Genomic DNA, 23,612 nt, shown 5'->3' with positions numbered 1-23,612 from the left:
ATCTTCCTACTTGGGCGCAGTTAAAACGATATTGGTTACCCGGTTGTCTGCTATGGGCGATGTAGCCATGACCATTCCTGTGATGAAGCAGGTGCTGGATGAAAATCCGGATGTGGAGATTGTTTTTGTGACCAACCGGAACTGGGGCGCTTTATGCGCGGGTATTTCGCGGCTGACCTTTTTCCCGGCAGATGTAAAAGGTATTCATAAGGGGGTAAAGGGGCTGTATCGTTTGTTCCGTGAATTAAAAAAGGCGCACCGGATTACTGCCGTGGCAGACCTGCACAATGTGCTGAGGTCCCAGATCATCCGGACTTTTTTCCGGTTGAGCGGTACACCCGTAGCGGCTATTGACAAAGGCCGCGCAGAAAAGAAGGCGCTGACCCGGAAGGACAACAAGGTATTGCAGCAGTTAACCAGTACCATAGAAAGGTATGCGAAAGTATTCCGGCAACTGGGGCTTTGCTGTGAAATGGGCCGCAAACCCGTTTTTCAGCCCCGTGCGTTGCCCGGAACGCTGACCGTGGTTACTGGTGCAAAAAAGGATAAAAAATGGGTAGGACTGGCTCCTTTTGCCACTTACCGCGAAAAAATGTACCCTTTAGAGCAAATGGCGGCCGTTTTGGGTATGCTGGCGCAGGAACAGGGGATACAGGTGTTTCTTTTAGGCGGTGGAAAGCAGGAGGTGTTATTGCTTACGCAGCTGGCAGCCCAGTATCCGCAGGTAATTGTGGCGGCAGGGCGTTTTTCCCTGGAGGAGGAAATGGCTATCATCAGCCAGCTGGATGTGATGATCAGCATGGATTCAGCCAATATGCACCTCGCTTCCCTCTTTGGGGTGCCGGTAGTATCTGTTTGGGGCGCCACCCACCCTTTTGCCGGATTTATGGGGTATGGGCAGTCGCCTGAAAATGCTATCCAGGTTCATGACCTGCCATGCCGGCCCTGTTCCGTATTCGGTAATAAACCCTGCTTCAGAGGGGATTACGCCTGTATGGAGTGGATAAAACCAGCACAGATAGCGGAAAAAGTGAATGAGATAGTTTTATAAGTCTTTGCAGCAAAGGATTCTGAAGGATATTTTAAAAATATTGCAAGTTTTTTTTGCAGAAATAAAAAAAGTTATACTTTTGCCATCCCAAACAATAAGGGTATTGCCCAATAGTATAATGGTAGTACGACAGATTTTGGTTCTGTTTGTCTAGGTTCGAATCCTGGTTGGGCAACAAAATATCACAGGCCTTTTTTAGCTTTCGTTATGATCCAGGTAATCATAGGGGTGTTAAAAAAGGCTTTTTCTTTTTACCTGCATTTCTTCCGCCGTCGTCCCTGTTATAAAAAAGAAAGGTAAAGCAAGTTATTCCCATCCATCCCCATCATTTTTTATTCTCCCACTTTATTTACGCAATCGTTCCCGTAGGTTTCCGGCTTGTTTAGCTTGTTTAAATAGACAAATGTTTAATTTCCCTTTTAATTCCACAGGTAACCTAATAGCAAAATTCACGTTATGAACATAAATGCAATGGATGAAAGGCTTTTACTGCGGCAAATTGCTGAAGGCAGCGAAAAGGCCTTTGCAGTGCTTGTAGCACAGAAGTGGAATAACATCTATTGGCAGGCCCTGAGTTATGTAAAATCATCCTGTCAGGCACAGGACATTGTGCAGGATGTGTTTTTGAAGATCTGGCAGGAAAGAAACAAGCTTTCCGGGGTAGAACGTTTTGACTCATTTTTGTTTATTATCGCCCGTAATCATATTATCAGCGCCCTGAGAAAGAAGACAGAATTACCCCTTAGTCGTGATGAATGGGAAATTGAAGAGAAAAATTATCTCCCCGATAAAATTTTATCACAGAAAAACCTGTCGGAATTGATAGCGAGGGCGATTGAGCAATTGCCGCAGCAACAAAAGACCGCATATCTGCAGAGCCGCGACCTGGGCTTGTCTCATGAAGAAATAGCGAAGAACATGCAGGTATCAAAGGAAGCGGTGAAGAAATATATTTGCCGTGCGCTTGGTTTTCTCAGAACCTATATCAGCGGTCATTTAGATATAACGATGCTTTTATCAATTGTTTACCTCCTCTTTGATGGACCTGCACATATTTATTTTTAAACCAACGTCCCCTTTTGGTTTAGCTATGCGTCTTTAATAATACAGCTGCTTTTTGGAATTGAATTGAATGTTTATGGAGAACAATATTTTTCAGGAGTTATTAGATAAATATCTGACAGGCAGGATGACTGAACAGGAATGGAAGATTTTCAGCCAGATGTTAAAAGAACCGGAGAATGAAAGCCAGCTGGAAGCGATTATTGATACCGAATTGAAGGAACACGCGCTGGAAGGGGAGCCTGATAATAAAGTGTTGGAAGGCATAAAAAATCACTTGCAGCAACATATTAAGGCGGATGGAAAAAGAAGGCCAACATTTTCCCTTTATTTAAAAAGAATGGCTGCTGCGGCTGTTTTTGCGCTGGCACTTGCCGGAGTAGGTTACTGGTGGTTTGTATTAAAGACGCCATTGAAAAATGAAGTGGCACAGGCAAATGTGCCTGACAAGAACATCCCGATTCCGCCCGGCAGCAACAAGGCGGTACTAAAATTAGGCAATGGTACAGAGGTGATGCTCGACAGCTTAACGGAAGGAATGTTGCTGCAACAAGGACAGGCAAAAATTATTAAATCAGGTAACGGGCAGGTATCTTATAAAATAACGGGTACTACGCCTGCGGAAATTGTATATAATACCATCACTACACCCAGGGGAGGCCAATACCAGCTTACATTGGCAGATGGTACCAAAGTTTGGCTGAATGCTTCTTCCAGCTTACGGTATCCTTCAAATTTTTCAGGAAAGGAAAGAAGGGTGGAGTTAACCGGCGAAGGATATTTTGAAGTAGCCAGGAATGGGTCGATGCCCTTTCATGTGAAAGTAAACAGTATAGATGTGGAAGTGTTAGGAACGCATTTCAATATCAATAGTTATAAAGATGAATCTGTAATCCGTACCACGTTGTTGGAGGGAAGTGTAAAAGTTACCAGCGGAAAACAAGCCAGCAGGCTGAAACCCGGACAGGAGGCCTCGGTTATCACTAACGGGGATATTAAGTTGCAGGACGATGTAAATACGGAAGAAGTGATCGCATGGAAGAACGGCATGTTTCAGTTCAAGGCGGCCGATATTGAAACGGTTTTACGGCAGGCAGCAAGATGGTATGATATCCAGATTGAGTATAAGGGAGGTATTTCAGCGCGCTTTTCAGGACAGATTTCCAGAAGCGCCAATGCTGAACAGTTGTTTAAAATTTTAGAATTAACCAATAAAGTACGTTTTGAAATCCACGGGAAAAACATTGTAGTTAAACAGTAATGAAACCGGTGCTGCAGCTGCCGGATCATAAGAACGAAGTCCTGAATACCAGAAAAATTTTGAGGTAAAAAATGTAGCACCACTATTTTCTTCAACCAAAAGAGGAATAAATTATGTCATCGATTGTCTTTGGAAAAGCATCGTTAAAGAGATGCTTTCCCGCCGCCCCGTTATGTCCCGGTGCCGGCGATAAATTCCAGAAAGTTATGAAACTAACCTTTGCCTTGCTGGTCATGGTTTACCTGCAGGCGGGCGCTAAGATCTCTGCACAGGGAATTATCCTGAATGAAAAAAACGCCCCGGTTGAGAAAGTATTCCGCGAGATAACCCGTCAAACGGGTTATGCCTTCTTTTATGTTGACGGCCTTCTCAATAATGCAAACAAGGTGACGGTTGTTGTTGGCAACGCCACACTTGAACAGGCGTTAGCACTTTGCTTTTCACAATTGCCATTCACCTATTCCATTGTGGAAAAAACTATTGTGGTATCAGAAAAGCTGCCTGCTAAAGGGACATCACCTTCCCGCGGCGGTACGGCTATCCCCATAAACGGCACCATAACCGGCAGCAATAAGGAGCCGCTTCCGGGCGCTACTATAGTAGAGAAAGGAACTAATAATAAAGCGTTAAGCAATGAAGCCGGAAACTTTAGTATGAATGTTTCCCGGCCAGACGCAAGACTGTATGTTTCTTATGTTGGTTACCAGTCGAAAGAAATTGTTGCTACCGGCAAGTCGCCCATCATTATTATGCTCCAGGAAGAGAATAAGAACATGAATGAAGTGGTGGTGATCGGGTACCAGAGTATAAAGCGAAAGAACTTAACCGGCACAGTGTCTTCCATCAGCGGGGCGCAGCTGGAAAAAGCGCCGGTAGCCAATGTAGCGGAGGCGCTCACGGGGCGGCTGCCTGGTGTACAGGTTACTACGGTTGACGGGCAACCCGGAGCGGAGATTGTAATACGTGTTCGTGGCGGGGGCTCTATTACCGGTAGTAACGATCCGTTGTTTATTGTGGATGGATTCAGGGTGAATAATATTAATGACATTGCGCCATCTGACATAGCCAGTATCGATATCCTGAAAGATGCGGCCACCGCTGCCATATATGGCGCAGCAGGCGCTAACGGTGTTGTAATTGTTACCACGAAAAGTGCCAAGGGTGGTAAATCTACTATTTCCTATAACGGCTTTGCCCAGGCGAGGCAGTTGCCACGTAAACTGGAAGTGCTTTCCCCGTACGAATTTGTACTTGCGCAATATGAGTATGCAAGGCTGAGAAGCCAGAGCGACGTTGATAATTTCACCAAATACTTCGGTGTTTACGATGACCTGGACATCTACAAATCCCAGAAAGGAACCGACTGGCAGGACGAACTGTATGGCAGCCCTGCTTTCTCCCAACAGCATAATATCAGCCTGACGGGTGGAAATGACCACACAAAATTTTCCCTGAACTACACTTACAATAAAGAATCAGGTTTAATTTCCAGTAACAACTATTTACGCAATTATCTGAACTTTAAATTGAATCATGATATTTCCAAAGCCCTGAAGCTCGATATATCCATGCGTTATACGCATCCTGTTATAAATGGCGCGGGTTCGGCCGGGGGCGCCAGCTTTCGCATCGGAGATGGTATCACCACGCGTCCTGTAAATGGAATTGCCGATATGATTATTATTGATCCCGGCAGCAGTGATGACTATGAACAGTTTTTGAGCAACCTGATAAATCCATTGGAATTATCCACACAGGATTACCGCAAGCGTACCAGCCGCATTTTTAACGTGAATGCCGGCGCTTCCTGGCTGATCACCAAAAATATTACTTACCGTTCTGAATATAGTTTAGGAATGACTTTTTCAGAGAACCGCCGTTACTACGGACCTTTAACCGGTACCGCCAGGAACGAAGGCGGCAACCTGCCATTGGGAGAAATCACGCAAACACGGTTGCAGGATTATCGCCTGACAAATACCCTTAATTATCAATGGGAGAAAGGTTCCCGCCACAACCTGAATTTGCTGGTAGGGCAGGAGATACTGTCAAGAGGAAAAGGTTTTGAAGAGTATAACCGGGCGAAATATTTTAGTATGGATATTACGCCTGAGAAGCTGTTTGCCACAATGGGCCTGGGCACACAAGATATCCACAGCACAACGGAAATTGCTCCGGACAAAACCGCTTCATTTTTCGGCCGCGCCATTTACCAGCTCGATGAAAAATATATTTTGAATGTAACGGCGCGCTACGATGGTTCAACACGCTTTGCGCCTGGAAAACAGTGGGGAATATTCCCTGCGGCTTCGTTTGCTTGGCGTATTTCTTCGGAGGAATTCATGAACAATGTAAAGTTTGTTTCTGATCTGAAGTTCAGGGCCAGCTATGGTATTGTAGGTAACAACAATATTGCATCTGACCAGTGGCGGCTTTTATTTGCACCGAGCAGTAACCGTCCTTATGGCGCCGGTGACATACCCAATCCGTATTACACCTATGCCAGCTCACAGTTAACAAACCCGGATGTTAAATGGGAAACTACCGTTACCCGTAACGTTGGTTTCGATTTCGATCTTTTCAATAATAAGATATCGGCAACGCTCGACTTTTACCACAACACCACTAAAGACCTGCTGGTGCAATCTGCCATTCCGCAAACGACGGGTTTCTCCACGCAGCAACGAAACATAGGACAAACCTCTAACCGCGGTATTGAACTGGCGCTGAACACTGATATCATCAATAAGAAAGCGTTCCGGTTAAGCGCCAATTTTAATATAGGCATCAATCGTGCAAGAATTGATAAACTGGATGGAGTAGACGAGCGGTCGTTCAACTCTAACTGGGCCGGTACCGATCTGAAAGGCATTGACGATTACAGGTTGATGGTTGGCCGCACCATCGGTTTGATGTATGGATATGTGGAGAACGGTATGTATATCGTTGATGATTTCAGTTCTTACGATCCGGTAGCGAGGAAATACATCGTGAAGGAAGGCGCCGCTCAGCAGGACTTAGGCGGGATCAGTTTGCGGCCGGGTGTGCTGAAGTTAAAAGACCTTGATGGCAACGGCGTTATTGATGCCAGTGACCGTACCGTTATCGGCAGCGCATTGCCAAGGGCTACCGGCGGTTTCGGATTGAATGCTACTTATAAGGGGTTTGACCTGTCGGCTATTTTTAACTGGGTGTACGGTAATGACGTTTATAACACCGGCAAAATTTCTTTCAACATGCTTTACAGAACCACTTATGGTAACATGTTGAGCACTTCCAGCTACGACAACCGCTTCCACTATATCGATGCGCAGGGTAACCTGGTGACAGATCTGAAAGAGCTTGCAGCATTGAATCCTAATCCTAAAACCTGGTCGCCCTTTTCAATGGGTACTGCATCGCCTTATTTCCATTCAGGGGCTGTTGAAGATGGATCTTTCCTGCGTTTAAATACACTGTCATTGGGATATTCTTTACCCAAAAAAATAATCTCCAACGCTTACATGACGAGGTGCAGGATATACGCCACGGTGTACAACGCATTTGTATGGACAAAATACAGCGGATACGATCCGGAAGTTAGCACTACAAGGAGCAATGGTTATAATCAGCTGGTGCCGGGAGTAGACTACTCGGGCTTTCCCAAAAGCCGCTCGTATACTGTGGGCGTAAATGTAACCTTCTGACTTTTAGCATGACATTAATAAAAAAACAATGAAACGTCCTTTATATTTTTCCACCGTTATATTATTTCTGCTGCTTGTTTCCTGCAAGAAATATCTCACATCTGATTCTGCTTCCAGGTTTTCTGAAGAATATGTTTTTGGCTCTGAGCCGGACGCCACGAAAACAGTGAACATGGTATATGCGATGTTTAACCAGGATGCGTTTACATCGCGTGTGTCCACACTTTTTGCCGGTAATACCGACGTGGAAGTAGGGAATTCGGTAAGTGCTTCGCCCGATGGCGCGCGCCGTGACCTGTGGTCATTTGAAGCTACTACTTCCAACAACGACCTGCTCACCGTTTGGAACAACGCGTATAGCGCTATCAATAAAGCCAATGAATGTGAACATGGATTAACCACCATTTCCCTGGTAAAAGATCCAACAAATGCGACGTATCTCAATTTGCTGGGAGAAGTAAAAGTCTTGCGGGCTTATTGGTATATGTTATTGATGCATCACTGGGGAGATGTGCCTTTTAGTATCAAACCATCCCGCGCCGGGGATAATTTTTACCTGCCCAAGACGGGACGGGATTCTATCCTGACTTTTTTGATCAACGACCTGATAGGCATTGAATCAAAAATGCAATGGGCAGATCAGCTGGATAATGGCATTGAGCGTATTAACCGGGAGTTTGCAATGGGTTTAATTGCCCGGCTATCGCTTATCCGTGGTGGTTACTGGCTTTATCCTGATATGACCATGAAACGGAAAGATGATTACCAGGAATATTATAAGATAGCTAATACCTACAGTAAAAAATTAGTAAGCATGAAGCCAAGAATGTTAACCGATTTTGCTACTGTATTTATGAATGAGAACAAATACATTAAACCATTAAACAGTGACATATTGTACGAAGTGGCCTATGCCCCTGGTTTTGGGGATGTTGGCTGGTGCGTGGGAGTAGGTGTAACGAATGGAATCAGTTATCATTCATTTGGCGCTACCACCATTCAAATGAGCCTTACGCCTACTTATTATTACTCATTTGATACAACCGACCTCCGGCTTGCTGCCACCTGTTCCATCATTGCTTATAACGATACATTGGCACAGGTATCCACAGGGCCTACTTCTATCACTATAAACAAATGGAACCGTATGCTGGTGCCTACACCGCTGGGGCCATCATCATCAAAAGGCACGAGTATTAACTGGCCGCTGATGCGTTATGCCGATGTGCTGTTAATGCTGGCAGAAAGTGAGAATGAACTGTATGGCCCTACCAGCGATGCAAAGGATGCCTTACGCAAAGTTCGCCAGCGCGCTTTTCCTCCTGCGTTGTGGGGGGATAAAGTAGAAACTTATATTACTGCCGTTGGCGGAAGCAAGCAATTGTTCTTTAATGCTATTGTGAATGAACGTGCCTGGGAACTGGGCGGTGAAATGGTGCGGAAGTTTGACCTGGTAAGATGGAACCTGTACGGGAAACAAATTGCCGAAACCAGGAAAGTGCTGAACCAGATGGGGCAGGACGCGATAGCGGGTGTTGGTATATACAGCCATCTTGCCGACTACCTGTATGCAAAACGGAACAGCGACAAGACCCTTTCCTTTCTAAACCGGTTCCAGAAAGTATCCGGTGTTGTTCCGGCTGAATACAATATCAAAATAAACTGGATGCGCAACCTGTGGAATACAACCACCGATGGCCCCGCGAATTATACACTTTGGCAATGGAGAGGATATGGTGATAATACGGGGAATACACCGGTACGCTACGTTCTGCCTCTACACAGTTCTGTGATATCGAACAGTTTGGGTACGTTGAAGAATGAATATGGTTATTAATTAGCACATTTTTTCCGGGGAAATAAGTCAATTTATGAAAAAGATTTCTGTCATTCTTGCAATAACTTCCTGTATTTATATATCCTGCAAAAAGAAGGACGACACTGTGCCATCGAGGTTATTCAGACCAGTGATTGCCGGTGAGTTAACCGCCGATTCCAACACGGTTGTTGCGTCCTGGCAAAAAATTGCGGGCGCTGCTGCTTATGCATTAGAGTTAAGCCGGGATACCTTCCGGACTACCGATTTGTCGTTGTCATTAGATACGAATGCAGCTGTCGTGAAAAAGTTATTGTTCAACCAATTATACCAGGTACGGGTAAAGGCCATTGCTGCTGATACATTGCTCAATTCAAAATGGTCTGACCTGGGCGCTGTTAAAACCTTGTCATCCATATTGAAAGTGCCGGGTATCGACGATATCACGTATAATTCGGTGCGGGTACGCTGGACAACAAAAGGTGCTGCCGTAACGTCCATAAAAATTGTGAAGGCTGCTGATAATGCCCTGGTATCAACTGTCGCGTTAACTGCAGGGGACCTGGTGAACGAGTTCAAAGTAGCCGAAGGCCTGGAAGCTTCTACCCGGTACATTATATTCCTGTATAGTGGCAACGAAGAAAGGGGATTTGCGGATTTTACTACCAAAGCGCCGTTTTCAGGTACTATTGTAGATTTAACCGCCATCACCGGACGACCCGGTGTATTGGCTGATACGTTGCCGCTGATTCCTTCCGGTAGTACGGTGTTGCTGAAAAGAGGGGAAACCTATAATATATCTTCCACGGTCAGCCTAAATAAATCGCTTGTTATCATGAGCGCTCCGGACCTCTCCAATACCACGCAGGCGAAGATTTTCTTTACCAGCAATTTCAATTTTGAAGCCGGGACGGTAATTGATTCTCTTGAATTTAATGACATTTATTTGTTGGGAGATAATTACGGAGGACGCTATGTATTTAACAACAGTAACAGCGCCACTGTGGGCAAAATAAAATTCGTTAACAGCCGTGCAGAAATATTCCGGGGCATGGTAAGGCTTCAATCGGGCACTACCAACGTCAATGATTTTATTATCGATAATTGTATCATTGACAGTATAGGCAATTATTTTATATTGAATATCGGTGCTTCCAGCAGGATCAATCATATTTCCATCACCAACAGCACTATTTACAAAGTAGAGGGCGTGATTGCCAGCGCGCAGGGTTCCGCTGCGGTACTCATATCGGATTGCACATTTAGTGAGGCGCCGCTGGGTAACAGCAAAAATTATTATGTTGATTATAATGCCAATGAGGTGGCTAATGGAATTACAGTAAGCAATTGCATTTTCGGGATTGGGAAAGACAGCAAAGGCGCTATTACCGTCAAAGATGTGAGGGCGGGCGCCGGCACTGTGGTTGGGGCCAGTAATAACTATCGTACGTCCGATCACTTGTCGGCCGGTAATGATTTCCCGAACATCATCACCTATACCCGTCCGGCGCTACAGTTGTGGCAGGCGCCTGGTATTGGCGATTTCAAAATTGCAGATAATGCATATCCTGGCCGGAACAGTACCGGCGATCCCAGGTGGAGATAAATTTTTTTCATCAATTTGAAAACAGCAAATCTCTTATATGTTGTATACCAGAATCAAGCCGCTGGCGAGTTACCTGCTAGTATTGCTGTCTTTATTCAAGACGCCTGTTTTGTATGCGCAGCAGCCAGCCTTCCCCGGGGCTGAAGGAGCAGGCATGTTTACCACAGGAGGACGGGGCACGGCCACAGTGCCAACCACCGTTCTTGAAGTAACCAATCTGCTGGACGACGGTTTGGTAGGGAGCCTGCGTTACGCTTTAACAGCGCCCGCTACTTACCGCACCGTGGTGTTCCGTGTTTCAGGTACCATCCATCTCAATTCCGGTCTCAGTATAAAAGCCAATACTACTATAGCAGGGCAAACAGCGCCGGGTGACGGGATTTGCGTGGCGGATCATTCCGTGCATATCAGCGGCGACAATGTTATCATTCGATATATGCGTTTCCGTTTGGGCGATAAGAATCAGCAGAAACTGGATGCAAATGGTAACCCGGTAGACGGCAGTGGTGGTGATGATGCTTTTGGTGGCACGGGTCCCAGCAACATTATTGTGGATCACGTCACCGCCAGCTGGAGCAACGATGAAGCGCTGACTATTTACCGTGGCGACAACCTCACTATTCAATGGTGCATGATCTCGGAGCCGCTAAATTATTCCTACCATTTTGAAACGGGGGATACCGATTATGAGCGTCATGGTTATGGTGGTATATGGGGCGCGAAAAGAGGGAGCATGCATCACAACCTGATAGCGCATTGCCGCAACCGTAATCCACGCTTTGCCGGTATCACCACTTATACGCCTTCTACCCTGGGAATAGAGAATGTAGACTTCCGGAATAATGTGCTTTACAATTGGGGGATCAACACGGTGTATGGTGGGGAAGGTGGAAACTATAACGTCGTCAATAACTATTATAAATACGGTCCCAATACGGGAAGCGGGGTAAAGTACCGCATTTGCAATCCCAGTAACAGTGCCACGGTTACCTTTGGAAAATGGTATGTGAATGGGAATTATGTAGATGGCTCGCCGGGTAACACTGCTGATAACACTGCGGGGGTGAGTACCACTAATCCTGCACAGGTACTGGTGTCCACACCATTTAATCATGGTTATGCGGTGAATACGGAACCAGCAGCAGATGCTTTTGAATCGGTATTACAGCGTGCGGGTTGTTCGTTACCGGGCCGTGATACGCTCGATCAGCGAATAGTAAATGATGTGCGCAACAGAACCGGTGGTATCATTGATGTGCAGGGCGGTTATCCTCATGGAACACCATACAGTCAAACCGTAAATGCCTGGCCAGCGTTAACGTCTTTGCCGGCGCCTGCCGACAGCGATCATGATGGGATGCCCGACGGTTATGAAACGGCTAACGGCCTTAACCCCAATGATGCGGCTGATCGCAACGGATATGCTGCCAATGGTTATACCAACCTGGAAAATTATCTGAACAGTCTTACACGCCGGTAGTATATGCCGCCATAACAGTTAGTTACTGCCCCGCCCTGTATTTTCAGGACGGGGCTTTTCTTTAAGCGCGTTCTTTTTTACATTTTATAATGATAAACCGGAAGGCAGGTTTGCCCGGCATCATTTTATTGGGTTCATCAATTTCAAAGAAATCTACCAATCCATATTTCCCGAATTCTTCTTTTACGGATTCATCGTCATAGAAAAATATTTGGGCTCCTTTTGTAGCTTCAAAGCGGTCTTTGCCTATTTGTGTACCCATTCCATAGTTAGGAGATTTTTTTGAAATAACTGAAAAGAAGAGGTATCCGTCCGGCTGCAATTGATTATAACAATCACGGATAAACTTTTTCCGTTCTTCGCTATCCAGCAAATAAATTAGTCCGTAGCTAAAGATGCCCTCATATAAATGCTGATCAAACGGCATTTCGGTTACTGAACCATGATAGATCTTCATTTGATCTCCATAATGGCCTTTTGCCAGATCAATGGCTGTTTTGGAGATTTCAATGCCCGTTACTTTGATACCGTTGTCTACAAATAATTTGGCATTTCTGCCATACCCGATACCAGGGATCAGTATGTCTTTGATACCTTCTTTTAAGAAAAATTCTTTTGCTGAAATGGCAGATTCGGATGGCTCAAACCCCCACATCTCTTGCTTTTCAATAAAACTCGATTCCCAGAAATTTTCCATGATAAACCAGCTTTTTGAGAATAAAGATAAGCAATTATCCAGTAGTGCAACATTGTTGCATTACTGGATAATTGCTTTACGCTGTTAAAAACTAATTAATTAATGGAATAATTGACGGGGAGCCATTGATAATGCTGTGCATTACTGCGCAAATGCCCAATTCCCGGGAAGGAAAGATGCGGCGCCGCAATCCAGTAGCCACTTTTAGCTGCATCTTCAAAAGTTTCCCGGCGCATTTCAGCTGCAGCGGATAAGTCAACATCAAAATCAATAGTTACCGAGGGATCGGCGAATTGAACTGCGCCTGCATGAATAACATCTCCCCAGAAAACGAGCTTTTGTCCTTTACTTTCCAGTGCGTAGCAACTATGACCGGGAGTATGGCCGGGTGTGTTGATAGACGAAATGCCCGGAAAAATTGATGTACCCGGATCATACAATTTTATCTTACCTGCTTTTTGATACGGCGTAAGAGCCGCCTGTGCCGGGTCGAAGAAAGGCTGCGCTCTTTTATTGGCGGTTTGTTTATTGGAAGATGTTAACCAGAACGCCGCTTCCGGCTTGCTGATATAAATAGTGGCGTTAGGAAACATGATTTTATCGCCGTCTATAAGTCCGCCAACGTGATCCGCATGAAGATGTGTAATCAATATGGCACTGATATCTTCCGCATGAAAACCCGCAGCAAGAAGACTGGTCTTTAGTTTCCCCAGGGTTGGTCCGAGAAAGCTGCCACATCCTGCATCAATTAATATCAGCTGATTGTCCTTCCTCACCAGATAAGCTGTTATAGAGGTTTCAACAGTAGTGTCAAGGAAGTTTTGATGAAGCAGCTCCTGCACTTCACCTTTCCGGGTTTCATGCAACAGCCCGTTAAGGTTTAAAGGAATCGTTCCGTCGGACAATGCAATTACCTGGAAATCGCCTAACTGCATAGAATAAAACCCGGGCTGGGCCGGCAATTTAGGCGCTGCCGGTTGTGATCTTACAGCAAGCAAACCGTTTAACAGCAGCAATGATACGAATATCCCTCTGAGGGAAAATACATGTAGAACTTTCATTTTTATAAAATTATTCTACAAAATTCCCCTATTTATTTTCCATGCAGGAGGGCATTTATCACTTTAAAAATGTGACAAATCTGCCATTATTTACGGTATAAACGGCTTATGGTTTCTCTTGAAACACCCAGATAGGAAGCTATTACAGCTTTGGGTATCCGGCTATACAAGTTAGGATATTGTTTCACGAAATTTTCAAACCTTTCTTTTGTACTACCCATAATCATTAATTGCAGCCTTTTTTGCAACGCTACATATCCAAGATTTGACTTCACCGCTACGTAATGTTCATACTTCCACATCTCCCGGCCTAATTTTCCCCGGTTTTCATAGCTCAATCCCAAAAGCTCGCAATCTTCAATACATTCAATAGCAGTAGTTGCCGGTGTTTGCTTTAAAAAAGCTTCCCGCTCCGATATCCACCAGTTCTCTGCTGCAAACTGATAAGTAAATTCCTTGCCCGAATCAGCGTTTGTAATATAGGAGCGAAGACAGCCTTTTAGCACAAAATACTCGTGTTTCACCCAATCACCTTCTCTCACCAGTAATCTGTGTTTTTTCAGCTTTAAAGGAGTAAAGTGCGATAAAATATATTCAAACTCTTCGTCTGTCAGCTTACAGACGGTTTCTATATGCGTTCTTAATGGATGTACCATAATCAAAAGTAAAGAATAGCCATATTCCCCGCGCGAGTTTTTTCTGTAGCCGCGAAATGCCCTGCCGGTGCAGGAAATCTGCCCCTCCGAAAACTTTTTTTGTTGGATGCTTGCGTTTTCCAAAACCCGGTTGTATATTTGTCTACAATAATAGTAGACTAATAGAATTTACCACCACCAAAGTCTTTGTCCCCACCATACAAAGCAAATCTGAATTAGTGTTCTTTATTGAAGTTGCCTTACAGGGGCGACCTGATCAACCAGTTTAATAAACATTTCAACAATGAATCAGCTATTGTACAACAATAGAGGCAACAGGAAATTTTACGCGGATACAGTGACATCCGTGTGTTGCTGTTGTTGTTAGGGCTTTCCGATTGGCACATCCGATTATTTAAATGACACCTGGCGTGGTCATCATGACCATGTATTGTCCCATTCTTCCAACATCTAATTCCCCTTTGTATGTTCAAATATTTACGAAAGACACTATTGAGTGCTGCCTTGTTATTCTTTACCACCAGCATTTATTCACAGGCTCCTGTGCTGTTAAAAGGAAAAGTAATTGATAATAAAACACAGGAAGCACTACCAGGTGCATCCGTGCGTATCAAAGGCGGGGCCACAGGCACGCTCGCAGATGCTACCGGCACCTACCAGCTAAGCCTGTTGAAGTTGCCGCAAACCATCATCGTTACTTTTATTGGGTATCAGTCGCAGGAAGTACTGATTACAAAAGACGACCTGAACAAAGTAGTGAAGCTGGAACAACAGCAGGCATTATCTGAAGTGGTAGTAACGGCCGTAGGCATCAGGAGTGCCACGCGATCACTTGGTTACAGTGTGGGAGAAGTAAAGGCCGCGGCATTGAAAGATAGCCGGGAACCTAATATAGTAGCAGCACTCAGCGGAAAGGTAGCTGGTGTGCAGATCAATAATTCCGGTGGTTCTCCCGGTGGATCATCTACCATAAAAATCAGGGGAAACAGTTCCCTGCTGGGAAATAATGCGCCGTTATTTATTTTAGATGGCGTACCTGTAGATAATTCTATCCAGGATATTCTTCCCGTGTCAAACAGTGTATCCCTGGCTACACCATCCAACAGGGGCATTGATATTAACAGTGCAGACATTGCCAGCATAACCGTTTTAAAAGGTCCCGCCGCGGCTGCATTGTATGGCATCAGGGCATCGAACGGCGCCGTGGTGATCAACACAAAAAGAGGCAGTTCCCTTACAGATAAATCTTTTGGGGTGAGCTACAGCGGATCATTTACCGTTGATAAAATAAACCGCCGTATGCAACCACGGCAAACCAGTTTTTCCAATGGCATCGGCGGACAGTACGTGAAACCCGGCACTACCGGCTCCGACGAAAACTGGGGCGCATTGCTGGATACACTCACTTACAGCTCACAGCCCAGCAACTTTGATAAGAACGGCACGATAGTAGGGCGAAGCTCCCCGCTCTCCAATGGCATACCGGTGAACAGGTATGACAATATCGGGCAGTTTTTCGTTAACGGCTATACGAATGATCATAACATCAGCTTTTATGGAAATACAGGAAATGCCGGGTATTATTTTTCTTATGGAAACCTGAAACAGACAGGTATTATTCCGACAACAGATTTCTTCCGGCATACTTTCCGTTTTAACGGCGACTATACCGTTAACGACCGGCTGAAAGTATCCGGTGGCCTCAATTACATCAAAGATGGCGCCGGTAACAGGGCTCTAATGGGAGGTTTTAATACCAACGTTGTTCGTGCGCTGATCAATTCCCCGGCAAACTTTGACATTACCAATGGTTACTCCGAACCATGGGAGCATCCCGAATCCTATAAGCTGCCGGCTACCACCAGCAAGCCGTGGGGCGACAGCCGTTCATACGCGAACGGTATTGGCTGGGATAATCCGTATTGGTCGCTCAATATGAATCCGCAAACCGATGAGCTGAACCGCTTCATTACTTTTGCAGAAGCCAGCCTGGATATTACGAGCTGGTTAAAAGCCACTGCCCGTTATGGCATCGACAACTATACCGATGTGAGGAAAGGCGCTTTTAGTCGCGGTACCTCCGGCGTAGGTACCGGTACCATCAATGACGTAAATTATTCCAGGAGAGACAATAACCTGGATGTTTTACTGGTGGCAGACCGGAAGCTTAGCAGAGACCTGGACCTTACCGTAGTAGCGGGATACAACTATTATAATTCCTGGAAGAACCAGGTAAATACCCGTGGCGACGGCTTAACGATCCCTGGTAATTTTAATATCGCCAATGCGTCATCTACCCAAACATTTAATCAGACCATCCGGAGAAAATTGGTGGCCGGATACGCAGATGTAAAGCTGGACTACAGGAAATGGTTATACCTGGAGCTGACCGGCAGGAACGAGTGGACTTCCACGCTGGCCAAAGGTAAAAATGCTTTCTTTTATCCTTCCGCCAGTACAAGTTTTATTTTTACAGACGCACTTCACCTGAATAACAGTATCCTGAATTTTGGTAAGATACGCGCCACTTACGCGCAGGTAGGTAATGACGCAGATCCTTATTCTCTTGAAACTTATTATGTGCCTACCACCAGCAGCGGATGGATACAGAGCGGAATTAGTTTTCCATTCAATGGCAAGCAGGGACTCAGTTACAGCGCTACTATCGGCAACCCCAATCTTAAACCCGAACGCATCAGCACCTGGGAAGCAGGCGTGGATCTGCATTTCTTCCATGATAAAACACAACTGGAGGGAGTTTATTATTACAACAGCAGTAAAGATCAGATTATACCGGTTACGCTGCCTTACTCTACCGGTGCCGCCTACACGCTTACTAATGCGGGTAACATCGTTAACAAAGGAGTTGAAGCCAGCTTACAGCAACGTATTGTCAGCGGCCGGAAATTTTCATGGACAGCCACCGCTTTGTTTAACAAAAACATCAGCCGTGTAAATTATATCGCCGATAACATCTCCAGTGTGAGTCTTGGTGGTATATGGATGGAGGCGAGGGGTCAGGCAGGCCAACCCTACGGCGTATTCTACGGCACTGATGTAAAACGTAATGCAGCAGGGAAGCCCATCATCGATGATAATCCCAATAGTGCCAGCTACGGTTATCCATTGGTAAATACTACGTTCACAAAAATCGGCGATCCCAATCCTGACTTTAATGTGGGGTTGCGTAATGAACTGAGATATGGTTCCTTCAGCTTTTCATTTTTACTGGATGGCCGCTTTGGCTTTGACCTGTTCAATGCACCGCGGTTGCAGATGGTGTTTAATGGAGTGGATGCCTCCACGGCTGCAAGAGGTACTACCACAGTTTTTGATGGCGTTACTGCTTCAAAAGGAGAACCCAATACCATTGGAGCGGTGCTGTCGCAGGCATGGTACCGTAACACTTTCAATATACAGGGGCTTTATGTGGAGCATGATCTTTACTGGATAAAGCTCAAAGATGTGAATCTTACGTATGCTTTACCAGCACAGTTGTTGAAGCAGGCCCACATATCTGCAGCAAGCGTTACGCTGACCGCCAGGAACTTTTTGTTGTCTACTAATTACACCGGTAGTGATCCGGACCTGGGAAGCCGCAATGGTTTGTCGAATGCAGCAGGTATCGACTTCTGGACAACGCCCAACACGAAAAGTTATGGCGTGGCACTGAATGTTTCTTTTTAATCCATTAAGTAATCAGCAAAATGAGCATATATCCATCTAATATCGGACGTTTATTTATTGCAGTGAGTATGTTAGCCCTGCAGGCTTCCTGCTCGCTTGAAGATACCAATGTTAACCCTAACGCCTCTACGGAGGTATCCGTCAGTGCGGTGTTAACCGGCGCGGAAGTAGCGCTGGGCTTTAACCTGGGCGTTAATGCCGGGTTGATTGCCAACATTTATATCCAACAGGCTTCCGGCGCCAACGGCGATGCCGCGTCCTTTGATAACTACGCTTCATCCACCCAGTACTTTAACCAAACCTGGCGGGGGTTTTATGTAGAGGTGCTGGATGAACTGAAGATTGTGCGAACCACCGCAACGCAACAGCAGTTGCCCTATTACAGCGGTATTGCACGGGTGTTGAGCGTATATACTTACGGCACTTTAACAGATCTTTTTGGAGATATTCCCTATAAAGAATCCCTGTATGGCAACAATATCACCAACCCCGTATATGACAAGCAGGAGGATATTTATAAATCGCTGCAGGAGCAGCTGGATTCCGCTATCGCAGAGCTTTCATTACCGGCGGCCAGTAACCTGGGCGCATTGCCGGCCACAGATGATGTGATATACGGCGGTAACATAGAGCGGTGGAAATCGCTTGCGTATACTTTGAAAGCACGTTTCGCGATACATCTTACTAAAATAAACAGCACCACTGCCGCACAAGCCACCTTGAACGCATTGTATGACGGCGCCCGCTACAGGGGAATAGCTGACAACTCCGGAGATGCGCTGGTGTTATTCGGCGCATCCACCACAAATGCGAATCCTTTCTATCAGCAAAATACCAACAGGCCGGGATGGATAGGGCTGGGCGCTTCTTTTGTAAACCTGTTGAACGGAAACGCTGTAACAGATGATCCCACTAAGCCGGAAGGGCTGCTGGTAGACCCAAGACGGGCATATTTCGCGACTCCTTACCCTGTGGGCAGCAGTACCTACCGGGGGAGCGCTCCAGGCGTGCCTGGCGCCTTTTCAGTGATCGGCAGCTATTATGGAACAGCTACTTCGCCGGTGGTGATCAGCAGTTTTGCAGAAGCAAAATTCCTGGAGGCGGAAGCGCGGTGGAGGATAAACCCCGCAGATCCTTTAGCTAAAACAGCATTGGAAGCGGCGATACGTTCGTCTTTTCAACGGGTAATCAGCAATAGTGCGGACCCTTATGCCACACCGGAGAAGCAACAGGCATATATAACGGCGAAGGCTATATTAAGCGGCGATTCCGGCAATGATCTGAATACGATTATCACCCAAAAATATATTGCATTGTTCCTGCAGCCGGAGGCGTGGTCGGATTACCGCAGAACAGGTTACCCGGTGTTGCCGCTCGCTAAAAACGCCACCAGCGTTGCCAATCCGAATGGACAAATACCACGCAGGATTCCTTACCCGCAGAATGAACAATCGTTGAATAAAAACACCCCGGCGGGATCGGGGTATCAATCACCTGCTTTGTGGTGGGACAAATAAACTATCAGCCAACTAAATAATAAGACATGAAATTTTCAACCTCTTCCGGATCCTTCATTTCGTTGATGCTGCTGGGCGCTGCATCGGGCGCTTATGCGCAGTACAGCCCGCAGAAAAGCTATGCCGGAAAGCCAGGTACCACGCTTGCACAATCAGTTATTACCCCTGCGCCTTTTAACCCGGTTGCCCCGGCAGGCGCCCCCAATATTATTTATGTGATGCTGGATGATGTGGGATGGGGTGCCAGCAGCGCGTTTGGCGGATTAGTGGAAACGCCCGTTTTTGATAGTTTGGCTAATAACGGCCTGCGCTATACGAACTTTCATACTACTGCTATCTGCTCGCCTACGCGTGCATCATTGCTCACAGGCCGCAACCATCATTCGGTGAATGTGCCTACCGTGATTGATGCCGCGGTGAACCTGCCGGGACATAACGGTTATATGCCGTTTGAAAAAGGTACCGTAGCGGAGATATTAAGAGAAGACGGATATAATACTTATGCCGTTGGTAAATGGCATGTAACGCCCAGCCCGGATCTTACACCGGCAGGGCCTTTTAACCGCTGGCCTACAGGGCGCGGGTTTGATGCCTTCTTTGGATTCATGGCCGGGGAAACCGATCAGTACACACCGGCGCTCTGGGAAAACACGGTGAAGGTAGAACCGGATCTGCAGGGGAAACATCTTACAACAGTGCTGGTAGATAAAGCGATTTCCTACATCGCCGGGCAGCACTCCGCTGCACCCGATAAACCTTTCTTCCTGTACTTTACTCCGGGAGCTACACATGGGCCTCACCAGGTAGACAGGGCCTGGATAGATAAGTACAAAGGTAAATTTGATGCCGGCTGGGATGTATACCGCGAGCAGGTGCTGGCGCGTCAGAAGGCGCTGGGCCTGGTGCCAAAGGATGCCACCCTGCCACCACGCAACCCGGGCGTGAAGCCGTGGGACTCACTTTCGGCCACTGAAAAGAAAGTGTTTTCCCGCTTCTTTGAAGTGTACGCCGGATTTCTTTCCCATACGGATTATGAAGTAGGACGCCTGGTAAACTACCTGCGGGATACGAAACAGCTGGATAATACGCTGATCGTGCTTATTATCGGAGATAACGGCGCCAGCAAGGAAGGAGGACTCAGCGGCCATGTGCATGGCATTAATGAGTATATCGACGGCAGTTTGTTTACCGAGAACTACGACCGCAGGATAAAGGATATTGATAGTTTATATGAGAAGATAGGAAGCCCGGAATCCGGTCCCAACTACCCGGTGGGCTGGGCGCAGGCGGCGAATACACCTTTCCGTTATCTTAAACAGGATGCGAACAGTGAAGGCGGTACCCGTAATCCGCTGGTGATCTTCTATCCAAAGCTGATCAAAAAAGGAGGCATACGTACGCAGTATTCGCATGTAAACAGCGTGACGCCTACCGTGCTGGAAATTGCCGGGTTGAAAATACCAAAAGTGATCAATGGTTATCCGCAGGATACGCTGGAAGGCATCAGTTTGGCTTACACGATCAATAATGAAAAGGCGCCTGGCAGGCATCACGTTCAGTATTACGAAATATCCGGTGGCCGCGCCATCTACAAAGATGGCTGGAAAGCTGCTGTGAGCCACAAACGGGGTACGCCGTTCACCACAGACACCTGGGAACTGTATAATCTGAATACAGATTTTAATGAACAACATGATCTGGCCGCCGGCAACCCGGCGAAGCTGAAAGAGTTGCAAAGTCTTTTTGACACAGAGGCATGGAAGTATAAAGTGTATCCTCTGCTGGGAGATACCACCCGTCTTACACCGGCTATCCTTACCAGGGGACCATTGGATAGCCGCCCCAGCGCTGTATTATACCCGGGTATCACGCAGGTGCCTTCCCGTTCCGCTCCCTTTCTTTCAGAGCAATCGTTTATCATTAAGGCAGATGTGGAGTTGAGTGATGCAAAGAATGAAGGCGTGTTATTAAGTACGGGCGGGCGTTTTTCAGGGTTTACATTTTTTGTACAGGGAGGAAAACTGCAGGCGGTGCATAACAACAACGGGCAACTCACTTCGCTTACTTCGGGTAAGGCGCTTCCGTTGGGTAAGGCTATACTCCGCTATGAACTGACGTACACACCGGCATTGCGACTCACAGATCCGGCGGGAACAGAGGCACTATACATCAATGATGAAAAGGTGGCAGAACGGGCCATCAGCAAAGCTGATGCTACTATTTCGCCTTATGATGAAGGGCTGGATGTAGGTCGGGACCAGGGTTCTGCAGTATCGCCGTTGTATAAGTCGCCTTACAATTTTACCGGTAAACTTAACCATATCGAAATTATACATCCATCACTTTAAATGCACTATTATGACGTTAGCAGATCTTGTTTTAATAACAAAAAAAATTGCCATCGGCATATTGATATTCCTGATACCGCTGGTAATTATTGCTGGTAGCATCTGGCTGATACACTTTTTATTTAATCAACATCACTGATCACATAAAAAAGATAAAGTATGACAACAACAGCAAAAACGCAGACGCAGGTGATCCTGAAGGACTCCCTGATTAGTTTACTGCTATATGTATTGCCGATAGGGCTCATGTTTCTGTCGTTTTATATCAGTGGCAGCAAACCTTGGCTGAACGCCACTTCTGAGCATCTTTCCTTCCGGGCGCCGGTACTCCTGGATGCGGTATTTAATAATCTTAAAACGTGGGGGTTACCCGCTATTATGCTGGTAGTAGGGGTGATAGAGTTTTCGGTAGGACTGTACGAAAACAAGTGGACAAAAAATGAACGCACACTGGATATCGTATGTTTTATACTTCCAAAAATTGTGTTGCGTCCGATGATTGCTTATTTCGGGTTGAAGTTATTGCCATTTGTTTTACCGGATGCAAAGAATGCGTTTGCCTGGGTACCTTTCTGGTGGGGTATTGCCATCATGGCTGTTGCCGATGACCTTACGCAGTACTGGTATCACCGGCTGCATCACCAGCTGCCGCTGTTATGGCGCTTTCACCGCACGCATCATTCCGCGCCTTATATGGGTATGGCTATGACGAGCAGGCAGAATATTATTTACACGGCGTTCTTTTCGCAGATCTACCTGACGGTTACGCTGACCTACCTGGGTCTTGGCTACCCGGCGCTTTTCGTAGGCGGTATAAAATCGCTGATTACTACTGCGGCGCATTCCAGTCTAAAATGGGATAAGCCGTTTTATACCATCCGGTGGCTCAATCCTATAGGCTGGATCATGGAGCGTTTAATTTCAACGCCGGCCACGCATCATGCGCACCATGCAGATACCACAGATGATGGCATAGGGAACTACAAAGGCAACTTCGGGAATATGTTTTTTATCTGGGACATCATTTTTGGTACTGGTATTATTACCCGTCAGTATCCAAGTGCTTACGGATTGAAACATTATAAAGAAGAGGAATGGTATGCACAGTTGTTATGGCCTATTTTTAAATCGAAGAAAGAAGGCAGTGAGCTGGCGCATAACGGGCCGGTGGTAGGAGATGAAGTAACAGAAGAACCGGTTCCGGTGGTAGCGCCGCCTGTGGCGGCGATTGTACACGCAGAAGCAGTATAGCGTATTGGATATAGCAAAAAGAAACCGCTGCAAACATTTGTTTGCAGCGGTTTCTTTTTTAATGGAGATGTTACCGTTCGCGGTAGGCGATGCAGGAAATTTTACCCATTCCGGTATATGATTTATACAGCTGTAAAGATGCATTGATGTCAGGAACGTTATAGATATCAAGTGTGCCGGAGTTCGCGGGTTGCCCCTGGGTATAGGTGGCTACCAGTAACTTTTTGCTTAGCCCGATATAATAGTTAGCGTTAGCTGCGCTGGCATATGTAGAAGCAAAAGGCTGGAACTTCATCTACCTGCCTGTAGGCAAGTTCATCTCCCGCTGCTATCTGTAAAAGAAGCTCCTTCCCGTTATATGTTTGGTTGATTGGCAATTGCTTTCCGTATTCAATATTCCTCTTCCGCTGCAAACTATAATAAAAAATCTAAA

15 protein-coding genes and 1 tRNA gene are annotated in these 23,612 nt (G+C 46.2%); 12 read left to right on the top strand and 4 right to left on the bottom strand.

All coding sequences use genetic code 11. The features are described from left to right. Positions 1–10 precede the first annotated feature (10 nt). From QFZ51_RS29880 to QFZ51_RS29845, 8 genes are all read left to right on the top strand, one after another. A complete protein-coding gene (locus QFZ51_RS29880; protein ID WP_429051133.1) occupies positions 11–1,051 on the top strand; it encodes a glycosyltransferase family 9 protein in 1,041 nt (346 codons plus the stop codon). A gap of 104 nt (positions 1,052–1,155) precedes the next feature. Continuing rightward, a tRNA-Gln gene (locus QFZ51_RS29875) sits at positions 1,156–1,226 on the top strand. Positions 1,227–1,507: 281 nt separating this feature from the next. Further along, on the top strand, positions 1,508–2,116 hold the full coding sequence (locus QFZ51_RS29870) for an RNA polymerase sigma factor (RefSeq protein ID WP_429051132.1): 609 nt from the start codon (positions 1,508–1,510) through the stop codon (positions 2,114–2,116). A 73-nt stretch (positions 2,117–2,189) separates the two neighbouring features. Further along, positions 2,190–3,374, top strand: coding sequence for a FecR family protein (locus QFZ51_RS29865; protein ID WP_429051130.1), 1,185 nt, complete (start codon positions 2,190–2,192; stop codon positions 3,372–3,374). A gap of 206 nt (positions 3,375–3,580) precedes the next feature. Then, positions 3,581–7,060 carry a TonB-dependent receptor gene (locus tag QFZ51_RS29860; RefSeq protein ID WP_429051129.1) on the top strand — a complete coding sequence of 1,160 codons (3,480 nt, stop codon included), beginning with the start codon at positions 3,581–3,583 and terminating at the stop codon, positions 7,058–7,060. 28 nt (positions 7,061–7,088) lie between these two features. After that, positions 7,089–8,897, top strand: a complete 1,809-nt coding sequence (locus tag QFZ51_RS29855; RefSeq protein WP_429051128.1) for a RagB/SusD family nutrient uptake outer membrane protein — start codon at positions 7,089–7,091, stop codon at positions 8,895–8,897. Positions 8,898–8,931: 34 nt separating this feature from the next. Then, positions 8,932–10,482 (top strand): DUF5123 domain-containing protein, encoded by a 1,551-nt coding sequence (locus QFZ51_RS29850; protein ID WP_429051126.1) that lies wholly within the window; start codon positions 8,932–8,934, stop codon positions 10,480–10,482. Between the two features lie 37 nt (positions 10,483–10,519). Further along, positions 10,520–11,962 (top strand): pectate lyase family protein, encoded by a 1,443-nt coding sequence (locus QFZ51_RS29845; RefSeq protein WP_429051124.1) that lies wholly within the window; start codon positions 10,520–10,522, stop codon positions 11,960–11,962. 61 nt (positions 11,963–12,023) lie between these two features. On the opposite strand, the gene QFZ51_RS29840 is transcribed toward QFZ51_RS29845, so the two are convergent. The 3 genes from QFZ51_RS29840 to QFZ51_RS29830 form a co-directional block, all read right to left on the bottom strand. Further along, entirely contained in the window at positions 12,024–12,659 is a 636-nt protein-coding gene (locus QFZ51_RS29840) for a class I SAM-dependent methyltransferase (RefSeq protein WP_429051123.1), read from the bottom strand. 95 nt (positions 12,660–12,754) lie between these two features. After that, the gene (locus tag QFZ51_RS29835; RefSeq protein WP_429051122.1) at positions 12,755–13,720 is read right to left on the bottom strand and encodes an MBL fold metallo-hydrolase; all 966 of its coding nucleotides are present in this window, start codon (positions 13,718–13,720) and stop codon (positions 12,755–12,757) included. Positions 13,721–13,806: 86 nt separating this feature from the next. Then, positions 13,807–14,499 carry a Crp/Fnr family transcriptional regulator gene (locus QFZ51_RS29830; protein WP_429051121.1) on the bottom strand — a complete coding sequence of 231 codons (693 nt, stop codon included), beginning with the start codon at positions 14,497–14,499 and terminating at the stop codon, positions 13,807–13,809. 342 nt (positions 14,500–14,841) lie between these two features. Here QFZ51_RS29830 and QFZ51_RS29825 point away from each other — a divergent pair, with 342 nt between their 5' ends. The 4 genes from QFZ51_RS29825 to QFZ51_RS29810 all read left to right on the top strand — a co-directional run bounded on the left by QFZ51_RS29825 (position 14,842) and on the right by QFZ51_RS29810 (position 23,179). Further along, on the top strand, positions 14,842–18,063 hold the full coding sequence (locus QFZ51_RS29825) for a SusC/RagA family TonB-linked outer membrane protein (RefSeq protein ID WP_429051119.1): 3,222 nt from the start codon (positions 14,842–14,844) through the stop codon (positions 18,061–18,063). Positions 18,064–18,083: 20 nt separating this feature from the next. Then, positions 18,084–19,580: a SusD/RagB family nutrient-binding outer membrane lipoprotein gene (locus tag QFZ51_RS29820; RefSeq protein WP_429051117.1), complete on the top strand. Its 1,497-nt coding sequence runs from the start codon at positions 18,084–18,086 to the stop codon at positions 19,578–19,580. A 26-nt stretch (positions 19,581–19,606) separates the two neighbouring features. Continuing rightward, entirely contained in the window at positions 19,607–21,928 is a 2,322-nt protein-coding gene (locus tag QFZ51_RS29815; protein ID WP_429051116.1) for an arylsulfatase, read from the top strand. A gap of 159 nt (positions 21,929–22,087) precedes the next feature. Further along, positions 22,088–23,179 (top strand): sterol desaturase family protein, encoded by a 1,092-nt coding sequence (locus tag QFZ51_RS29810; RefSeq protein ID WP_429051114.1) that lies wholly within the window; start codon positions 22,088–22,090, stop codon positions 23,177–23,179. 70 nt (positions 23,180–23,249) lie between these two features. Here the strand turns inward: QFZ51_RS29810 and QFZ51_RS29805 are convergent, their stop codons facing one another. Next, complete coding sequence (locus QFZ51_RS29805; protein WP_429051113.1) at positions 23,250–23,474, bottom strand: hypothetical protein; 225 nt, start codon at positions 23,472–23,474, stop codon at positions 23,250–23,252. Between the last annotated feature and the right edge of the window lie 138 nt (positions 23,475–23,612).

It is taken from the genome of Chitinophaga sp. W3I9 (assembly GCF_050434025.1).
Taxonomy (GTDB): Bacteria; Bacteroidota; Bacteroidia; order Chitinophagales; family Chitinophagaceae; genus Chitinophaga.
Note: the sequence above shows the minus strand (reverse complement) of the source record. Positions and strands in the feature narration are given on the sequence as shown.

Coding starts and splice junctions, on each gene's coding strand:
- QFZ51_RS29820 (WP_429051117.1), top strand. CDS start 18,084: ATGAGCATATATCCATCTAATATCGGACGTTTATTTATTGCAGTGAGT.
- QFZ51_RS29850 (WP_429051126.1), top strand. CDS start 8,932: ATGAAAAAGATTTCTGTCATTCTTGCAATAACTTCCTGTATTTATATA.
- QFZ51_RS29865 (WP_429051130.1), top strand. CDS start 2,190: ATGGAGAACAATATTTTTCAGGAGTTATTAGATAAATATCTGACAGGC.
- QFZ51_RS29835 (WP_429051122.1), bottom strand. CDS start 13,720: ATGAAAGTTCTACATGTATTTTCCCTCAGAGGGATATTCGTATCATTG.
- QFZ51_RS29810 (WP_429051114.1), top strand. CDS start 22,088: ATGACAACAACAGCAAAAACGCAGACGCAGGTGATCCTGAAGGACTCC.
- QFZ51_RS29855 (WP_429051128.1), top strand. CDS start 7,089: ATGAAACGTCCTTTATATTTTTCCACCGTTATATTATTTCTGCTGCTT.
- QFZ51_RS29860 (WP_429051129.1), top strand. CDS start 3,581: ATGAAACTAACCTTTGCCTTGCTGGTCATGGTTTACCTGCAGGCGGGC.
- QFZ51_RS29840 (WP_429051123.1), bottom strand. CDS start 12,659: ATGGAAAATTTCTGGGAATCGAGTTTTATTGAAAAGCAAGAGATGTGG.
- QFZ51_RS29815 (WP_429051116.1), top strand. CDS start 19,607: ATGAAATTTTCAACCTCTTCCGGATCCTTCATTTCGTTGATGCTGCTG.
- QFZ51_RS29825 (WP_429051119.1), top strand. CDS start 14,842: ATGTTCAAATATTTACGAAAGACACTATTGAGTGCTGCCTTGTTATTC.
- QFZ51_RS29805 (WP_429051113.1), bottom strand. CDS start 23,474: ATGAAGTTCCAGCCTTTTGCTTCTACATATGCCAGCGCAGCTAACGCT.
- QFZ51_RS29845 (WP_429051124.1), top strand. CDS start 10,520: ATGTTGTATACCAGAATCAAGCCGCTGGCGAGTTACCTGCTAGTATTG.
- QFZ51_RS29870 (WP_429051132.1), top strand. CDS start 1,508: ATGAACATAAATGCAATGGATGAAAGGCTTTTACTGCGGCAAATTGCT.